This is a genomic window from Emergencia sp., from assembly GCF_048465375.1.
Classification (GTDB): Bacteria; Bacillota; Clostridia; order Peptostreptococcales; family Anaerovoracaceae; genus Senimuribacter.
Map to the genome: position 1 here is coordinate 1 of NZ_DBFWLQ010000027.1, position 18,707 is coordinate 18,707.

Annotated in this window: 14 protein-coding genes; 4 read left to right on the top strand and 10 right to left on the bottom strand. The window is 45.8% G+C overall.

What is annotated here, in order from left to right:
- On the bottom strand, nucleotides 1-1,531 hold a 1,531-nt coding region (locus tag ACMQ5W_RS18985), incomplete at its 3' end, for a hypothetical protein (RefSeq protein ID WP_419026566.1).
- A gap of 242 nt (nucleotides 1,532-1,773) precedes the next feature.
- On the opposite strand from ACMQ5W_RS18985, the gene ACMQ5W_RS18990 reads away from it, so the two are divergent.
- Nucleotides 1,774-2,001, top strand: coding sequence for a helix-turn-helix domain-containing protein (locus ACMQ5W_RS18990; RefSeq protein WP_419026568.1), 228 nt, complete (start codon nucleotides 1,774-1,776; stop codon nucleotides 1,999-2,001).
- A gap of 128 nt (nucleotides 2,002-2,129) precedes the next feature.
- Here ACMQ5W_RS18990 and ACMQ5W_RS18995 read toward each other — a convergent pair whose 3' ends face one another.
- From ACMQ5W_RS18995 to ACMQ5W_RS19005, 3 genes are all read right to left on the bottom strand, one after another.
- Complete coding sequence (locus ACMQ5W_RS18995; RefSeq protein WP_419026570.1) at nucleotides 2,130-5,603, bottom strand: hypothetical protein; 3,474 nt, start codon at nucleotides 5,601-5,603, stop codon at nucleotides 2,130-2,132.
- A gap of 213 nt (nucleotides 5,604-5,816) precedes the next feature.
- Entirely contained in the window at nucleotides 5,817-6,050 is a 234-nt protein-coding gene (locus ACMQ5W_RS19000; RefSeq protein WP_067535861.1) for a hypothetical protein, read from the bottom strand.
- A 32-nt stretch (nucleotides 6,051-6,082) separates the two neighbouring features.
- Nucleotides 6,083-6,697, bottom strand: coding sequence for an AAA family ATPase (locus ACMQ5W_RS19005; RefSeq protein ID WP_148492698.1), 615 nt, complete (start codon nucleotides 6,695-6,697; stop codon nucleotides 6,083-6,085).
- Between the two features lie 163 nt (nucleotides 6,698-6,860).
- Between ACMQ5W_RS19005 and ACMQ5W_RS19010 the strand changes: the two genes are divergently transcribed.
- Complete coding sequence (locus ACMQ5W_RS19010) at nucleotides 6,861-7,331, top strand: sigma-70 family RNA polymerase sigma factor (protein ID WP_419026573.1); 471 nt, start codon at nucleotides 6,861-6,863, stop codon at nucleotides 7,329-7,331.
- Nucleotides 7,328-8,635: a DUF4179 domain-containing protein gene (locus ACMQ5W_RS19015; RefSeq protein WP_419026575.1), complete on the top strand. Its 1,308-nt coding sequence runs from the start codon at nucleotides 7,328-7,330 to the stop codon at nucleotides 8,633-8,635. The genes ACMQ5W_RS19010 and ACMQ5W_RS19015 overlap by 4 nt, the downstream gene beginning before the upstream one ends.
- A gap of 288 nt (nucleotides 8,636-8,923) precedes the next feature.
- On the opposite strand, the gene ACMQ5W_RS19020 is transcribed toward ACMQ5W_RS19015, so the two are convergent.
- Genes ACMQ5W_RS19020 through ACMQ5W_RS19030 form a run of 3 tightly spaced genes read right to left on the bottom strand, consistent with a single transcriptional unit; the run spans nucleotide 8,924 to nucleotide 12,438 of the window.
- Nucleotides 8,924-10,123, bottom strand: coding sequence for an amidohydrolase (locus ACMQ5W_RS19020; RefSeq protein ID WP_419026576.1), 1,200 nt, complete (start codon nucleotides 10,121-10,123; stop codon nucleotides 8,924-8,926).
- On the bottom strand, nucleotides 10,113-11,504 hold the full coding sequence (locus ACMQ5W_RS19025) for a YfcC family protein (RefSeq protein WP_419026577.1): 1,392 nt from the start codon (nucleotides 11,502-11,504) through the stop codon (nucleotides 10,113-10,115). Before ACMQ5W_RS19025 ends, ACMQ5W_RS19020 begins: the two co-directional genes overlap by 11 nt.
- Nucleotides 11,505-11,523: 19 nt before the next feature.
- Nucleotides 11,524-12,438 carry an MBL fold metallo-hydrolase gene (locus tag ACMQ5W_RS19030; protein WP_419026578.1) on the bottom strand — a complete coding sequence of 305 codons (915 nt, stop codon included), beginning with the start codon at nucleotides 12,436-12,438 and terminating at the stop codon, nucleotides 11,524-11,526.
- 181 nt (nucleotides 12,439-12,619) lie between these two features.
- Between ACMQ5W_RS19030 and ACMQ5W_RS19035 the strand changes: the two genes are divergently transcribed.
- Nucleotides 12,620-13,957, top strand: a complete 1,338-nt coding sequence (locus ACMQ5W_RS19035; RefSeq protein WP_419026579.1) for a sigma-54 interaction domain-containing protein — start codon at nucleotides 12,620-12,622, stop codon at nucleotides 13,955-13,957.
- A gap of 72 nt (nucleotides 13,958-14,029) precedes the next feature.
- Here ACMQ5W_RS19035 and ACMQ5W_RS19040 read toward each other — a convergent pair whose 3' ends face one another.
- From ACMQ5W_RS19040 to ACMQ5W_RS19050, 3 genes are read right to left on the bottom strand one after another with little or no spacing between them, the layout of a single operon-like run.
- Nucleotides 14,030-15,904: an ABC transporter ATP-binding protein gene (locus tag ACMQ5W_RS19040; RefSeq protein WP_419026580.1), complete on the bottom strand. Its 1,875-nt coding sequence runs from the start codon at nucleotides 15,902-15,904 to the stop codon at nucleotides 14,030-14,032.
- 1 nt (nucleotide 15,905) lies between these two features.
- Entirely contained in the window at nucleotides 15,906-18,221 is a 2,316-nt protein-coding gene (locus ACMQ5W_RS19045; protein WP_419026581.1) for an ABC transporter ATP-binding protein, read from the bottom strand.
- On the bottom strand, nucleotides 18,205-18,693 hold the full coding sequence (locus tag ACMQ5W_RS19050) for a MarR family winged helix-turn-helix transcriptional regulator (protein WP_148492703.1): 489 nt from the start codon (nucleotides 18,691-18,693) through the stop codon (nucleotides 18,205-18,207). The genes ACMQ5W_RS19045 and ACMQ5W_RS19050 overlap by 17 nt, the downstream gene beginning before the upstream one ends.
- Nucleotides 18,694-18,707: the final 14 nt, after the last annotated feature.

The window sequence follows — 18,707 nt, forward strand, 5'->3', positions numbered from 1 at the left end:
CTGTGACTTTCGCATTGCCGCCCTTGAAGTCGGTGACGTTTCCATTCTCAGTGACGATCTTCAGCTCAACCTGTACCTGGCTGTCGTCTTCTTTTACTTTCTCAACGACGATGGATACAGTGCCTGTGGTGGCCTTTTCTGCCACTGCTTCTGCCGCCTTCTGATCCAGTACCACTTCCGCAGCGTCTGTCTTGATGACCACGTCTGCATCGGTCTTCTCTACCAGGGCCTTGACCGTCTCAGCTGGAAGCTTTACTTCTGCTGCCTTGGCATCTCCCTTTGTTGTCGCATCGATGATGACTTCTTCAGACTTGTTCTCAACGGCTTTGTCAACAATCTTGTCAGCTGTTGTCTTGTCCACCGTGGCAGTCGCTTTGCCGTCTGTACCTGTTGAGGTTTCAACATCGGCAGTCGTTGTCTTGTCCCCAGGGTTGCTGGTTACGTTGTCATCCGGTGTTGGAGTCGGAGTCGGTGTTGGTACATATGGTGGAACATATGACTCAACATAAATGCCCTCAGCATTCTTAGTCCATGTATTCATGTTAGCAGAATGTGCTGGAGCAGGTGTACCTTCTGTTAATACAATGTATTCATTTCCTTTTAGGTACTTTTCGAATCCCTCAGTTGGAACATAATCTGTTGGATTTGAAGAGAATATACCACCAGTGATTAAAACCGTTCCCGTCTCTGGAATATCAGTCTTTGCTGGCATTGCACCAATAACACCGCCAGTGATATTCAGAGTCCATACAAGATTGTCGTCTGCCGCAGGATTGTCCCATAAGGTTACTTCATCAATTACGCCTCCTGAGATTGTGGTAGTCACCTTTTGACTTCCCTGATCTTCTTGACCGTTTGATAACCATGCCTCTGTCTCCATAGCTACCTTTCCAATCTTTCCACCTTTAATTGAAGTTACAATATTATCATCGGGATAAGTTGGGTAATTTCCTGTGGATATGTCATACTGGTTTCCTGTGTTAATAAACTCAGTACCTTCGTTTACAGTTACTATTCCAGTATTTTCAATGAGAACTAACTTCACGTTTGACCTATCAAAAGTAACATTTTCAACAGATAAATCTGCATAGTTTTTCAACATGTAATTAATTGGCACGCTACTCTTAACTTCTCCATTTTTTATGACAACAGTGCTGCCATGTAATAGCTGCATACCATTGGTTTCAGTTCCCGTAGAACCAACGCCTTGTTTAACATCATACGTCTTTTCATTTAAGTCCAATATGATATTCTGTGCGCCGTTAGAACCGATTTTCACGCCGCCTTCTGCATCATTGATTAAAGTAATAGTCGTTGGCGATGCTTCACTACCAGGTACGGCAGCAATAGCTTCTGCCAGTGTGTCATAATGCGTGGTCACGCCTTCCGCTGTAATTGCAGCTGCATGGCTACAATTCTCACCGCCATCACAATCTGGCGTACTTCCCGCAAATGCCATCATCGGCATGTAACACATGACCATGATCAACGACATCAACACAACAGCGGTTTTTTTCATTTTTGTTTTCATCCCCTCATTCCTTTCTTATTTGTTATAAACTTTTAGAATTTGTACATCAAAATTGAAGTACATAAACTAAGGAAGATGCTGTTTTTCTTTATCACAGGATACTAGCTAAAGGGTAAATAAACTGCTTTCCTATCATAATTTTCAGTCATCTCTTCTCTACATTATAGTCGTTTTATCGACTATAGTCAAGGAGACGAATCCAAAATATACTTTTCTATAAGGAAGAAGAGACTGGAGGCCGCATGATCACTTATAAGCCATTTTGGGAAACACTTAAGAAAAAAAGCATCAGCACCTATGCACTGATTAATAAGCACGGGGTTAGCAGTTCTACCATCAACCGTCTGCGCCATGATGAGCCCCTCAGCACTATGACCATCAATGATCTCTGTATGTTTCTACACTGTGATGTCAGCGACATTCTATGCTATATTCCCGATTCCGAAGCCGAAAAAGGGCACTCTGCTTGATCTGAAGCTGCTTTACTGCAAACCGAAATTTGCTTCCTCTCGTCGTAGTCAAAAATACAAAAGCGGCGCGTCATAACGTGAACATTATGACGCGCCGCTTTCTTATTGATTAATATTCTGGTCTTCCCTTATTTTGCCGTTCTATCTATCTTTGCTGACCATTTGGTATAGATTTTCTTTCCATCTATACACCTGCAGCCTCTGACTTTGTAATAATAACGGACGCCCTTTTTCAGTGCTTTCGTGTTCTTGTAAGTCCGCGACTTGGTGGTTTTCATCAGTTTATATCCGCTGTTCTTCTTGGTCGAACGCCATACCTGGTAGCCGTCCACTTTGTATACAGAGCGGGACTTCTTCCAAGTCAAAGTGATGGAACCCTTTTTCGCCTTGTTTCTCAGACTGACTATCTTTATCTTCTGCACGCCTGCCTTGGCTTTGGCTCCCCAGTATGGGAGGTTATCAAAACGGTCGGTGTTGTAGCTCAGCCAGCCATCTTTTATTTCACTCTCAATTGCTGCAATCTTGCCGCTGTCATATACGTACTCTGCAGCAGCTTCTGTCTGCATCCTTACGCTGACTTCCACCTGTCCTCCATCAAAATAGTTGATAGCTGCTTTGCCGCTGTTCATTTTGATTTTTACGATAAAAGCTTCGCCATTTTTTTTCGAAACTTTTACACCCGACGTTCCTGCAAAATCCTTTTTTGCAGTCAGAAGAATCGTCTCACCCTTTGCTTGTTCTTTGATGGTCCTAATGGCTTTCTTATCAAAAGTAATGATAAAGTCCCTGGTCTGATAGGTAAGCCCGCTTGTGCCCGCCTCCATCATTGCGTCTGCCACTTTGACTGGCAGAGAAATCTCCGCAGTATCAGCCTTTGACGCAGTGCTCTTCGGTTGTGCGTCAATCACCACATGATCACTCTTACTCTTTTCTATGGCAGCAATCAGTCTATCTGCGTCGCCGTCACTGATGAAAACGGATTCTACGCCGTCTTTGATGGTGCTGTCCTGATGCAGCGTCGTCTTCTCCCCATCACTGGTTACGGGATTTTTCACTCCCGGTCTGTACGGCGGCACATCACTCGGCGTGTCCTTTGGTTCATAGGCAATTGCATAGGTAGAAAACTTATCTGTATTAAAGGTCAACGTATGTGCCGATGAATCGTGCTTCGACGCAATGATTTCAGCGGCATTGTCATGTACTCTGATAACTTTGTAATCGCTTCCATTCCGCATGGTTTGCGGAATCGTCAGCGTTATGGCGATCGGTTTTGCTGCATCAGTCACCGTTTCCGTTGTCGGACTATCCGTATTTTTAGTTATTGTTTTTTTCAATTGGATATTCAAATAAATACCGATTTTTTGGCTCGCAGTAAGCTTCGAATCAACCAGGTTCTTATCAGCCGAATCCGATTTTTCTTCAACCGATAGAGTTACGTCTATTTTAGTAATGGTGCTATCCATTCTTTCGCTTTCGGTTACTGCGCCGTCAATCAGATTTTCTTCTGGAACCGTTACCTCGGGTGCACCTTGCTGACTCTCAACCTTGGCATTGATACCGCCAAATCCGGATAATTTGGTTCCGCTGTCAAAAGTGCCTCCGCCGCTGATTGCAGCGCCGCCTTCTCCTGGCTCTCCGCTTCCGCCGTCTACAATATTACCTCCGTTACCACCGATAATGGTTCCATTGCCGTCGATTGTCCCGCTTTGATTTGCACCGACGCCACCGTTACCGCCATTTTTATCACCTGTGCCATTTCCGCCGTTGCCCCCGGTAACAGTGCCATTGACCGTCGTACTGCCGCTGTCTGTAGAAATGCCAGCGCCGCCGTTACCGCCTGCAGAGGTCTTGTCTCCGTTGCCGCCGTTGCCCCCGATGATAATGCCACCGGTTTCTACATTGATAGTTCCGCTTTCTACTTTTGCGCCAGTCCCACCGTCGCTGCCGGCAGCTGTTCCGCTGCCGCCGACTATTTTTCCGCCATTGGTGATGCTGATATTGCCGTTTCCACTCATGTTCGCGCCGCTTCCGCCAGCGCTATTACCTGCACCATTTCCTCCGACGAGGATTGCTCCATCTGCAACAACAACGCTGCCGCTGCCACTGAGCGCGTTGCCGCCAGCGCCATTGCCTGTGCCATTTCCGCCGTTAATGCTGCCGCCGCCAGTAATGGTTACTTTCATTCCGCCGTTCACAGCAATCGTGTCTTTTCCTGCACCGCTGCCAGGTTTCATAGTGATGTTCTTTGTATTCAGATCAATGACAACCTCCTTCTCACCTGTCAAAGTCTCGTCTATCGTAACGGTATCGTCCAGCTCCATGTCTTTATTGACGACAATTGTATGATTCACATCGTCAAAGGTCACGTTGCCTTGACCAAATAATTTATCCAATTTTTCTTGTGGTGTCTCACCCGCAGGCGGAACATCGCTATCTAGTCCGCCGGAGATTTCCCCCTTCTCATTAATAGTGATCGTCTTTGTCACTGCCGAGGACGCTGCCCCGCTGGAATTGACAACCCAGAAATGAAGGTCGTAACTGCCAGCCGCAAGATTGGAAAGATCCAGCACTTCGCTGATAGAATCCTTTTCTTTTCCAGGGATAAAATCCCCCAGTTTGACGGCCTCGCCGCCGCTGACGTCATAATAAAGGCTTGCTGTCACTCCGTCAGCATGGGTGATCTTTGCCGCCACATTGACGCTGAGGTCTTGTTGATCGGCCGCAAGGGTCAGACTGATCGGAGAAACATCACCATCGTCTGTCTCCCACGCAGGTGGGTCTGACTTTTCCCCTACGCCCAAAATAACAGAATAGGTTTTGCTCTCTCCTGCGTTTAGATTGATATTCTGCCAGGAAAAGGCCATGCCGCTGTCTGTTCCAGAGAGTTTAGTAAAAATATCGCCGGTTTTGCTGTAGGTGCCGCTGCTGCTCTTAGTCTCTTCAGTTAGCTGATTAAAACAGTTCCCGCTTCTGTCAGAATAGTTGCCAAACCAATAGGTATCCACCGGGGTAACGCCCCCTGCATTGGCAAAGTACAGATTGAACTGGGCATTATATGTCGAATTGCTTCCATTCGCATTATCATCCACCATTTTCAGGCCGATGACCTTTTCATCGGCATCCTGTATGGCCTCCACAGCAGCTCCATCATTATTGCCAATCTGTACATCTGCATGTACAGCCAGTTTCCCATCTGTAATCCCAGAGTCCTTCGCTGTTACAGTATAGGAAAGTTTCACATAACGCCCGTCGTTGATAAAGGACGCCTCTGCGGTGACATTGCCCTCTGGTATACTTTCAACTTCATATCCGCGGCTGCTATATGTCGTCTGGATCCAATCGTCCTTGTAAAAACCTTTTACGTCAATGGCGTTTGAACTATTTTTATACGCCATGAGGCCATTGCCATCAGTAGTATAACCTGCAGGAGTCTGAACGTTGCCAGAGGTTACATTCTCTGCAGCAAACCCCACCGCAGGAATCAAGGTGACAATCATACACAAGGAAAGGGTCATAACCAGCAATTTCTGCGCCGCCTTTCCCTTCTGCATGCGCCATGGGCGCTTCACTTTGGCACTCATATTTTTTCTTAATTTATCCATTACTTCTTCCCCACTTTCTCAATTCAGGATGATAACGACGGCATTCTTGTATTAATCTAGCACAAAAAATACCTATTCGAATCAAAAATGTGAAATCGGTAATTTATTTCGGGGAATTTGTTCAATTGAGTCCAATCGCACGAGGCGCTGCTTCTCTCAATCAGGCAAAAACGACAAAACGGCAGGAATACCTGCCGTTGTCATTATTAACTCTTAATAGTCTAAATCTTCTTCTGCCCAATCGTCAGTTGACCATTCTTCGTCTGGCCAGTCTTCGTTGACAAAGATTTTCTTCATAATTCTATCCATGCCGATGACAAGGGTCGTTCCGGCAACAAAGCCAACACCCAAAATGGCCAATGCCGCTTTTGCTGCAGTTGAAGGCCCCTGGTTTCTGCCTTTGTCCGCCTTGTTCGGCTGTAATTTGTTATCTTTACATTTTCCCATTTCCACTTCCTCCTTTGTAATCGCAAAACGTTTTATTTATATGACCTGGTATTGATATACTCTACAATTAAATTTGCAGCCTGTTCTTCTGATATGTAGCTGCTGTTAATCGCCAGGTTATAATTTGAAAAATGACCCCATTTTTGGCAAGTGTGATAGTTGTAATAATTTGCCCTCGCCTTGTCATAGGTCAATACGGTTTCTTTTGCCTTTTCCTCCGGAATGCCATAAGTGTCTATACAGCGTTTGATGCGGTCCTCCAGTTCTGCATAAATGAAAATATTGGTGACACCCGGCATATCCTTGAGGATATAATCCGCACATCTGCCGACGATAACCCCTTCTCCCGTATCTCCAATCTGGTTGATGACATCAAACTGGGTAATAAACAATTTCTCGTTGACCGAAACCGGTTCGCTCATCATGCCTTCACCAAAATTCATAGCCGAAGACAGACTGTAGGAGAAACTGCTCTTTGCTCGCAGCTCCGCCGTCTCTACGATTTCTCTAGACAGCCCGCTCTTCTCTACGGCCATATCGATTATTTCTTTATCATAAAATGGAACACCCAGTTTCTCGGCAATGAGGCGTCCGACGATTCTTCCGCCACTGCCATACTCTCTGCTTATTGTAACTAGCTTCTTCATAAAAACACCCTTTCTATTTTTTCTCTGACCTTCCCCCTTATGAATATTATATATCAAAATGCGCCTAAAGTGAATGGAAATTATGTTAAAATATTTTAGAAATCAAAAATAAAAACCGCCGTCACCGGTATCTAATAGATAAGTAGACGAAAAGGAGGCGCATATGACAAAGGAAGAATTTGCTCTTCACATAGAAGAAATCAAGTACAAACTATATCGAACGGCTCTTTTGTATCTCGGTAACGAAACTCTGGCAGTCGACGCCGTAGATGAGTCCGTATACAAAGCGCTTTGTTCACTGAGGAAACTGCGGCAGCCAGAATACTTTGACACCTGGATGATCAGAATTTTGATCAACGAATGTTATAAGGAATTGAAGCGGCAAAAGCGCCGCAGCAGCTTTGAAGAGCTTCCTGAAACCGCGGAGGAAGATTTTGATGGTCTGCCGCTGAAAGAAGCCATCGCGAAACTGCCGAAGGAACTGAAGGAAGTCATTATTTTAAGATATTTTTCAGGCTATACCTTGGTGGAGACTGCATCGATTTTGAAGATCCCTCAGGGAACGGCAGCCAGCCGTCAGCGCCGCGCATTGTCGCTGCTCAGATTGGAATTAGAAGAGGAGGTAGCAGAATGAATCGCAGAGAAGAATACGTAAAGCTGCTGCGGGAATTAGAACAGCCAGCCCCAGCCTTGGACGATACTGTGCAGAGAGCTGCAGCAAAGCGAAAAAAGAGGAACTGGATAGTAAAGCCGCTGACCAGTTTTGCCATCCTATGTCTGACCTTCGTGCTGGCAGTCAACCTCAGCGCTCCAATCGCAGATGCCTGCTCCAGGATTCCTTTTCTGAAAGACCTGGCCAAAGCTGTGACCTTCTCCAACTCCCTCACCGATGCGGTAGACAACGAGTATGTGCAGCCGATCAATTTAAAAGAGAGCAAAAACGGTATTACTGTTTCAGTGGATTATCTGATTGTCGACCAGAAGCAGGTCAATATCTTCTTTCGGGTCGATTCAGAAAACTACAGTCATCTGGCCATAGATCCAAAGATCACAAAGGCTGATGGCGGCTTCCTCGCCTGCTCCTATTCGCTCAATGACTGGGACGCTGAAAATGGAGAGCTGCAGAGTATGACTGTCGATTTTGTGAATGAAGATGTTCCAGAGTCTATGGAGATGGTCTTACAGATTTACGACGAATATTCCGGCGAGGAAGTCACCTTAGAGGATCCGGATTTTCCTGAGATTACCGAAAATCCAAATACCTATATTGCAACATTTTCCTTACCACTCAGTTTTGATCCGGACTTTATCGCCGCCGGCAAAAGGATTCCTGTCAACGAAACGGTTGTGCTAGACGGTCAAAATGTCACCTTTACCGAGATAGAAATCTATCCGACGCATATGCGCATCGACATCAAAACCGACCAGTCCAATACTGCCTGGCTGGCAGATTTAGATCTCTACATTTTAGCGGATGACAACAAAGAGTTCAAACCTGCCTCCAATGGAACTAAGGCTACAGGCAGTACGGAGTCCATGGAGATGAATTCCTATTACTGCGACAGCACCTATTTCCATAAGGCAGAGAAGCTGACCATCGTCGTCACCGGCGCCCACTGGCTCGATAAAGGGCACTACAGATATCACGTAAATCTACGAACTGGCAAGTCGGAGAAACTGCCCTACGGAATAAAAATCCTCTCGACCAAGCAGAAGGAAAACCGCTGGAAGATCAAGTTTGACAACACCGCAGTGCCAGCAGAGGACTGGATCAGTCATATCTGTGACAGCAACGGGAAGAAATACGACATCAACCTGTGGGATTCCCTGGGCAACATTTACTTCGAAGATTATCCCGAAGAAGAAGCTTGGATTGTACCTTATTATAACCGTCAGTGGAGGCCCGATTCGCCAGTAAAGGTGGAAATCAAACAGTAACAAAAACAGGAAAATAGCCATTGATTTCCCCTTATGACCGTACTAAAGTAAAGTTAGCTTGAACAACGCGGAGCAAAAGTTCAATGCATGACATCACCCAAAAACACGGAGCGGCTACTCCGTGTTTTTTATTTGGCTGACTGCTGCTATTTCTTCCTGTCCAGCCATTTGGTTATGTAGTATGCAATTTCACAGCCCCTTCTTCCTATCTTCTTATAACAATGCGCATGGCATCAAAAATATTTAGAGTTTAGATATTTTTATGATTTTCCATTCACTGCAGTAGCTCTACAACTGAAAATGTTCTGCCTTAATTCTAGCTAGTAAATCATCATCTGTAAACAACTTATAGGTTAATTCCAGCAAATATTCAGCACTCTTGCGGATGGCCTCATGTGTTTTCGGATCTGTCATAGCTTCTGCGAATTCATAGGTATGAACTTCCAAGTCCTGTCCAATGCTCATGGTCGGATGAAAAGCCACACAGGAGCTAGCCACATTGCCGATGTCAGATGAGCCATTTGCCGGTTTTTCTCCCTCTGCTATATCTAGACCAATGCTGTGGAAACAGTCTGCCAAAAGCTGCTCTTTCAGCGGACCTACGAAGTAGTCATCATAATCCTCTCCGTCAGACAGGATTTCCAACTCTGTTCGTGTTGCCATGGCTGCAGCTTTGGCGCAATCCTTCACCCACTTCGTAATCTCATCCAACTGTTTTCTTCTCGGCGCCCTCGTTATGAAATTTGCACTGGCATCAGCAGGGACAATATTGCTGGCTGTTCCGCCGTCAGAAATATACCCGGAAATAATGGCCTCTTTCACGACGTGTTGGCGCATCATATCCGTACTATCAAAGAGCAGTCTGACAGCATTGAGTGCGTTCCTCCCCTTTTCAGGGCATGCTGCCGCATGAGCCGGAGAACCTTTAAAAACAAACTTCATACCGTCTAACGCATAAAAGTTCATCTTTGCCAGGTTAGAGTTCATCATATGCACCATGGCAGCAAAATCGTAATCGTCAAAGGCACCCTTACGCTGCAGCTGTACTTTCCCTCCACCCCATTCTTCATCAGGCGTTCCGATGATATCTATCTGCACATCTCCGATAGAAGCTTTGATCTCGTTGACAGCCAGAATCGCCATGACGCTAGCCATACCCGAGGCGCAGTGACCACATCCGTGACCGATCTCTGGCAGAGCATCGTACTCCGCCAGGAATGCCGCTTTCTTGCTGCCACCAGGATTAATGATTGCTTTAAAGGCCGTTTCCACTCCGGCAAAAGGATACTCCACTTGCAAGCCGTGGCTTCTTAGCAACTCCACAATTTTTCTCGATGTTTCGTATTCTTCTGAACCCAGTTCTGGATTTCTTGCAATATCATCATTCATTTCATAACACTCTTTTTCAAGCGCCGGCAGAATTTCTGTCAATAATTTATCGTGAATTTCTTTTGACCACATCATCTCTTTCCTTTCTTTATGCGCCATAATTGATCAGCTGCGCAACAATCATGACGATTACACCTGCAGCCACCTGGAGAAGAAAAATCGGAAGCATCCACTTTGCCCACTTTTCATATGGGATTTTTGCCAAGGACAAGGCTGCCATCAAAATCCCTCCTGTCGGGATAATCATGTTGGACAATCCGTCACCCATCTGGTACGCCAGCACCGCCGTCTGTCTGGAGACACCGATCATATCGCCGAGAGGGGCCATAATTGGAATTGATACAGCTGCCTGACCACTTCCCGAAGGAATCAGGAAGTTGAGACAAGTTTGGAACAAGAACATGCAGACAGCACTGACAGTCGCCGGCAGATGCTGCAACGCACCGGAGACGTAAAATAAAATCGTATGCATAATATTTCCGTCTTGAAGCACAATCATAACACCACTGGCAAATCCAACTACTAATGCACCTGCCGCGATATCAGCCATTCCTTTTCCCATCTCCTTCGCGTATCTGTTGAAGCCCATTCTGTCAATGGCTGCAACAGCCATTCCCATCCCCAGGAACAATCCCGAGATTTCCTCCAGATACCATTCCCACTTCGTAACACCAACTACCAAAAGGACAAGCGACACAAAGAAAGCAAGAAGAATGACCTTTTCTTTGCTGCCAAAATGTCTAAGCTCTTCCAGGTTGACATCCTCCATTTCATTGGCATCCAGCTCATACATCGGTGAAAGCTGCGGATTTTTCTTGATTTTACACGCATATCTCATGGTACATACCACCGTAATGCCTACCATGATGACAAAGACCGCCATTCTGTATGCAGAGCCAGAGAACAACGGAACATCTGCGATGCCCTGCGCCACGCAGACTGTGAAGGGATTTGTCACTGCACCGGCAAAACCCGCACCGCAAGCCGACATAACCATAGCCATTCCTATGATGGAGTCAAACTTCAATGCTTTGGCAAGACCCACCATGATTGGCACGAAGAGTAATAGTTCTTCCGCCATCCCTATAAATGCTGATCCCAAGGAAAATGTAACCATAATGATAGGGATCAGCAGCAGCTCTTTATTCGCTGCAAATTTTGTCAGACGCCCTAATCCTGCTTCCACCGCGCCGGTTGAATTCAATACGTTAAAACTTCCACCGACGATAAAAATCAAAAATATAATCGCGGCGCTGCTCTGCATGCCCCTCGGTACTGCAGTCAGAAACTGCATCAAAGTCACTGGAGTCTGCTCAATTTTATGGTATGTCGTTGAGTTGATGATTTCTTTTCCATTCTCCAGTTGGATCATATCATAAGTGCCTGCCGGAATGATGTAGGATAAGATGGAACAGACAAATATAATTCCTAACAATAATATAAGTACTTCTGGTACGTGAAACCTTTTCTTCTCTTTCATACTTCTTCTCCTCTCCATGTTAACAGTTCTTTTCCACAGTGTATACCACAGAAAATCCATCGCCCATGCACTCCTCCAGTGCGTTTTCCTTTTCCAGGTACTGATGACCCTTATTCACGTCACCAGATTCTTTGACATCAGCATCTAAAATGGTTTTCAAAACTACGGCAGTCTCCTTCAGCTTTGTAGAAGGAACCACAAACTCGTTATGTGAACAGTACAGCTTCACATTTTTTGGAATTTCTTTGCTCAGTTTGTCCATGGTCGTATAGTATTCTTTGATGTCGGAGTGTCCAAACTGGTCACAGTTAAAATGAGCATAAAGTGCTCCCATATAAAAGGTGTCTCCCGTAAACAGGATCTGGTTGGTCTCGTCATACAGCATGATGCTGTCATGACTGTGTCCTGGAGTATGGATCACTTTTAAACGCCTATCTCCCAGGTTAAATATCTGACCATCCTCAACAGTGATATATCTAAACGGCGGTACTTTGAAAGTGTCAGGGTTAAAACCTTTTGGATATCCTTTTTTGAACATATCCGCATCCAGTTGATTACCAACATCTGCCCTGCGAAGGCCTGTCTCCGCTATATGACGCACATACTCATCTGCGTAGTTATAAACCGGCTCAAATGCGTGATTGTTGCCAATATGGTCAAAATGAAAATGGCTGTTAATTGCCATGACCTCCCCGCTGTAAAGTTCTTCAATTAAAGGCTTTACAGGGTGGATTCCCATACCTGTATCCAACAACACTGCTTTTTCACTGCCCGTAATCAGATACAGGTTGACCTCCTGAAAATGCTGTGGCTCCGCAATGGCATAGACATTGCCCGGCAGCCTATACACTTCAAACCATTCGAAATGATTTTCTACTTCAACTCTTTCATATTTTTCGTAATATGTCCTTCTCGGCACATCTTTCCATTCCATAATACAACCTTTCTATTTTGACAATTAAGATTTACGATATCGTTGTAATATATATTAGCAATTCTCGTGCCAAACAGAATTTTCACTCTTTTCAGGTGAACTGGACTTTTTTCGTTTACTTTTATAAAAATGTGCTTTACAATAGTATTAAATTTCTTTACCCCGTAAGGAGGAATATAGAATGTACGAAGAATTAGCAGCTTCCGTTTTTAAAGCACAGAATTTTTTTGATGAATTTGCCATCTTTGACACTGATTGCATCTGCAGATACTCAGAAATTATTAATCCAGATACTTACAGCTTCACTGCCGACGAGATCATCGGCAAGCACCTGTTTGAAATCTTTCCTACCTCAAACGAGGAAAACAGCGAGATTTACAGCGTCCTCAAAACAGGATGCCCCGTCATCCAATTTGAAGAAAATGGCGTTACCTATAAGGGTGATATTGTAAGAGGATATAGTAGTGTCTATCCTCTCTTTCACAAGAAAAAGCTTATCGGTGCCGCTGTCGCGTTAAAATTCATAGGTTCTGACTATCACAAGGAGTATATCAATGTGCAGGACTTCTCCAGCAATCGAAGTAAGGGTGCCGAAAACTATACTGTAGACGATATTATCACCGTTGATCCTGCCATGAAAAAAATAAAATTGAAAATCATGAAAGTTCGTGATATGGATTCCTCCGTGCTCATCGAGGGCAGTACGGGAACGGGTAAAGAATTAATCGCCCAGGCTCTTCATTACTCCAGCAGCAGAGCTTCTATGCCCTTTATTTCTTTAAATTGTTCTGCCGTCCCGGCAAATCTGCTGGAGAGCACTTTGTTCGGCACAGAAAAAGGCAGCTACACAGGCGCCGTGACGAGAAAAGGTCTATTTGAGTTGGCCGACAAAGGTACTCTATTTCTCGATGAAATCAATTCTCTAGAGCCTCCTCTGCAAGCGAAACTTCTTAAAGCAATTGAGGAAAAAGCGGTACGCCATTTGGGTGGCCACGATCAGCTACAGGTGGATACCAGAATCATAGCTGCCATCAATGAAGAGCCTTTTCAGGCCATAGAAAAGGGGCACCTTCGCAGTGATTTGTTTTATCGTCTCAACGTCATCGCCTTCCATCTTCCTCTGCTGAAAGATCGCTCTGGTGACGTGGAGTTTTTGACACAATACTACATCGACTATTACAATCAGAAATACAGCAAATCCATACAAGGGCTGACTTCAGAGGCTAAGCTTCTGTTTATAAACCATCACTGGCCGGGCAACGTGCGAGAACTTCGCAACATGATCGAAGGCGCATTTGCAATTGCAGAAAGTTCTCTGATCACACCAGAAGATCTTCCCCCTTATCTCATCAAGCAGGGCAGTCAGCCAATCACTTATCAGGAACATTTAGAAGCCTTTGAACGGGAACTTTTGCAAAAAACTTTGGCTTCCTGTACCACTAAAACCCAGGCAGCCGAAAAGCTAGGAATGACCAAACAAGCTTTGAACTACAAACTGACCAGTCTGGGATTAAAGTAATGCATTCCACAAAAATAGGAGCGGCTCCCCATGGGAAGTCGCTCCTATCTTATCTATTATACAAACTAAATCTTACACCGCTTCTTCGGCCTCTTCAAACTGTGAATTGTACAGATCTGCGTAGAAGCCATTCTGCGCCAGAAGTTCTTCGTGATTACCCTGTTCGATGATATCTCCGTCCTTCATGACCAGAATCAAATCCGCATTTCGAATCGTCGATAATCTATGGGCGATGATAAAGCTGGTTCTGCCTTCCATCAAATTATCCATAGCCTTTTGAATTCTCTCCTCTGTACGAGTATCAACCGACGACGTCGCTTCGTCGAGAATCAGCACCCGGTTATCCGCCAAAATCGCTCTGGCGATGGTCAGAAGCTGTTTCTGACCCTGGGATACATTGGACGCATCTTCGTTCAGTTCCATATCGTAGCCGCCCGGCAGCGTCCTGATAAAGTGATCCGCATAAGCAGCATCCGCCGCCTTCATGACCTCTTCGTCTGTCGCATCCAGTCTGCCGTAGCGGATGTTCTCCATGATGCTCCCTTTAAACAGCCAGGTATCCTGCAGTACCATGCCAAAGTAGTCTCGCAATTCCTGCCGGTTGAAGTTCCTGATATCGTGGCCGTCCAGGGTGATAGAACCCTTCTGTACATCATAGAAACGCATCAGAAGCTTTACGATGGTAGTCTTGCCTGCACCGGTCGGTCCCACAATAGCGATTTTCTGTCCCGGTTTTACATCTGCGCTGAAGTCTTTGATGATGACCTGCTCCGGATCATAACCAAAGCGGACATGATCGAATTTGACTGCTCCCTGCGGGTTCTCCAGCTTCACAGCGTTTTCAACAGTCTGATCCTCTTCCTCTTCTGCCAGGAATTCGAATACTCGCTCCGACGCCGCCGTCATGGACTGCACTTGATTGATGACCTGTGCAATCTGCTGAATCGGCTGTGTAAAGTTCTTGACATACTGTATGAACGCCTGAATATCACCGATACCGATCGTTCCTTTGATAGCGAGAATACCGCCAGAGATAGCCACACCGGCATATCCCAGGTTTCCGACAAACATCATGATCGGCTGCATCATTCCCGACAAGAACTGAGATTTCCATGCGGAGTTGTACAGCGTCTTGTTGGTTTCATTGAAAGTTTCGATGGTTTCCTCTTCTTTATTAAAAGCTTTGATGACCAGGTGTCCCGCGTAGGTCTCCTCTACCTGGCCGTTGATGACACCCAGGTATTTTTGCTGAGAGCGGAAGTGTTTCTGGGAGAATTTCACGACAATGGACATCAAAACTGCAGAAACCGGCAGAATGACTAGCGCAATCAAGGTCATCAGCGGCGATATCGTCAGCATCATGACGATGACACCGATGATGGTAGCTGTCGAAGTGATGATCTGTGTTACACTTTGATTGAGCCCCTGACCCAGGGTATCAACGTCGTTGGTAATTCTCGAAAGCACTTCACCATAGGTTCTGCTCTCAAAATATTTCATAGGCATGCGGTTGATCTTCTCTGAAATCTCCCTACGCATGCGATAACAAATTTTCTGCGTTACGCCGGTCATAATCCAGCCCTGGACAAAGGTGAATACTGCACTGGTCACATACAACCCCAGGGTGAGCAGCAGAATCTGAGCGATCTTATCAAAGTTGATACCTCCGGTCCCTCCGATCTTTCTCATCAGACCTTCGGCCAGTTCTGTGGTCGCATGGCCCATGACCTTCGGTCCCATAACGTTGAATACCGTGGAGGCTGCCGCGAAGATGACAACAACCAAAATTGCAAACTTATATTTGCCAATGTAAGCCAGAAGCTTTTTAAAAGAGCCTTTAAAGTCCTTTGCCTTTTCACCGGGCATCATGCCCCTGCCGGGACCTCCCATCGGTCCTCGCGGACGCCTCTTTGGCATCTTAAATTCGTGTTCTCTCTCTTCATTCATCCTAGCTCACCTCCTCTTCAATCCCAAGTTCTTTGGCAGAGAGCTGCGATTTTGCAATCTGCCTGTATACGTCACATTCTGTCAGGAGTTCCTCGTGAGTGCCCTTGCCGACGATTTCTCCATCATCCAGCACTAAGATCTGATCTGCATGGAGAATGGTGCTGATTCGCTGCGCAACGATAATTTCCGTAGCGCCTGACACCTTCGACTCCAGCGCCTTTCTCAGCTTTGCATCCGTCTTCATATCCAGTGCAGAGAAACTGTCATCAAATACAAAGACCTTTGGATCCTTTGCAATTGCCCTGGCTATGGCAAGCCTCTGTTTCTGTCCGCCGGACACATTGCTTCCGCCTTGAGAAATATAGCTGTCGTATTTCTCATCTTTTTCTTCAATGAAGTCATCCGCCTGGGCGATCTCCGCCGCAGTTCTAACCTGCTCATCTGTGGCATCTCTGTTGCCGAAACGCAGGTTACTTGCGATAGTTCCGGAGAACAAAACCCCTTTTTGCGGAACAAAACCGATGGTCTGGCGCAGATCTTTCATAGCGACGCCTCTGATATCTTCCCCGTCCAAAGTAATCTGACCCGAAGTGACATCAAAGAATCTAGGTATCAGGTTGACCAAAGTGCTCTTGCCAGCTCCTGTACTTCCGATGATGGCTGTCACCTTCCCCGGTTCTGCTCTGAAGCTGATATTGTGCAGTACGTCTTCTTTCGCATTGGGATATTTAAAACATACGTTATCAAATTCCAAAACCCCTTTTGGCTCTATAATCTGCTTTGGCTCAGCCGCATCTTCGATAGAGGAATGAGTTCTGATGACCTCGTCGATACGGTCAGCAGCCACACCTGCTCTCGGCAGCATGATGGACATCATCGTCAGCATCAGGAATGCCATGACAATCTGCATGGAATAAGTGATGAACGCTGTCATAGCGCCTACCTGCAAATCTCCTGTATCAATTCTATGTGCCGATACCCACATAATCAAGATAACCAGGCAGTTCATAATCATCATCATGCCCGGCATCATGAAAGTCATGACACGGTTGGTAAACAGCTGGGTTTTCTTCAGGTTCTGGTTAGCCACATCAAAGCGCTGCTCCTCTGTCTGCTCACGGCCGAAAGCGCGGATGACAGAAAGTCCCGTCAGAATTTCTCTGGAGACCAGGTTCAATGCATCCACCAACTTCTGCATGACCTTGAACTTCGGCATGGTGATGGAAACCAAAATTCCAACAAAACCGATGATGACAAGAACCGCCAGGGCGATAATCCACTCCATATTAGCACCAGTCTGTGCGACTTTATACACACCGCCAAGACCGATAATCGGCGCATAGAGCACAATCCTGAGCATCATAGCCGTAACCATCTGAATCTGTTGTACGTCATTGGTACTTCTCGTAATCAGAGACGCTGTTGAGAACTGATCCATCTCGGCATTGGAAAAGCCGACTACATTGTGGAATACCTTTCCTCTCACGTCCCGTCCTACGCCGGCGCCGACTCTGGCTGCCAGGAAGGATACGAAAACCGCAGCTGCCAGCATCAGCAGTGCCATCATGAACATCTTCAGACCTTCTGACCAGAGATAGCTCATCTGCATATCGTCTACATCCAGTCCTGCGGCTTCATTACAGGAAACTGCATATGCCACGCCCATGGAATGAAGCGTTTCCGCGCCTGTGGATGAAATCATATCCTCCATGGACTTTCTGGACTCTTTCACCATGGAGTTATCCATTTGACCGCTTGCAATCATGTCTTCCATCAAAGGTCTCATGTCTACATAAACGGCCATGTTGCCCTCTTCATCCTCTGCCTTGAAGCTGTCAATGTCCGTGTGCATCAGCTTCTCAATATCACTGATGGACATATCATCAATCTGCTCTGCCATCGGTGCAGTCTGCGGGTTTTTCTCCATGGTTTCTTTTACTGTATCTTTAAAATCAGCTTCGCTCATATGGCCCAGCTGATAGGTCAGGACGATGGAAGTCAACAGCTTGTCGTCCAAATCGTCCAGTTTCTTTTCGTCAGTTACGTTCAGGTGATAGAGATCACCATCTTTTGTGTAGGCACTCTGCCAGAGGTCTTTCTCATCGTCGTTCATGAAAATCTGCGCTTCCCTGAACTCTTTTGACGTAATTTTCTCTGGCGTGATATGCTCTACGCCCCCGTTCTGAATTCCTACGTCTATAATATCTGAAGTATACTGTGGCAGCGACAGGTCGCAATAGGCCTGCACCATCAAAAGCAGTACGATCAAAATTATAGTTTTCCAATAGGGAATCAGATTCTTAAAAATTCTCTTCATTCTCAGTCTCTCCCTTCTTGCCCTTATATTTGCGAAGTGCGACCTCCTTTTCGGCAGTTTCGAGAAATTCTCTCAAAAAGGCGTTGAGTTTCTTTGTATTCTCATCCCCCATCTGGCCAAAGACCGCATCAGCAAAATCATTCATGATTGCTTCTGTCTCCCGGAGCACCGTGTACCCTGCGTCTGTCAATTCCACATAGGTATTGCGGCGATCATTCCGATCAACAGATCTGATAATATATCCCTTCTGCTCCAAGGCACGAAGGCTTCTGGAAACTGCCGGCGCAGGTACATTCTTGCATCTTACAATATTAGACACCTTCACCCCCTGGCCTTCACAGTGCTCATGACAGTAGTCGATCATCTTGAGAATGCCAAAATCCCCGTGATTGATATCCGGCAGCATTGTGGATATGTTTAATTTCCTAAAGGAACTCATGATATCAAAAAATTCCCTTTGTTCTTCTTTCACCTCGTACTCCTTTC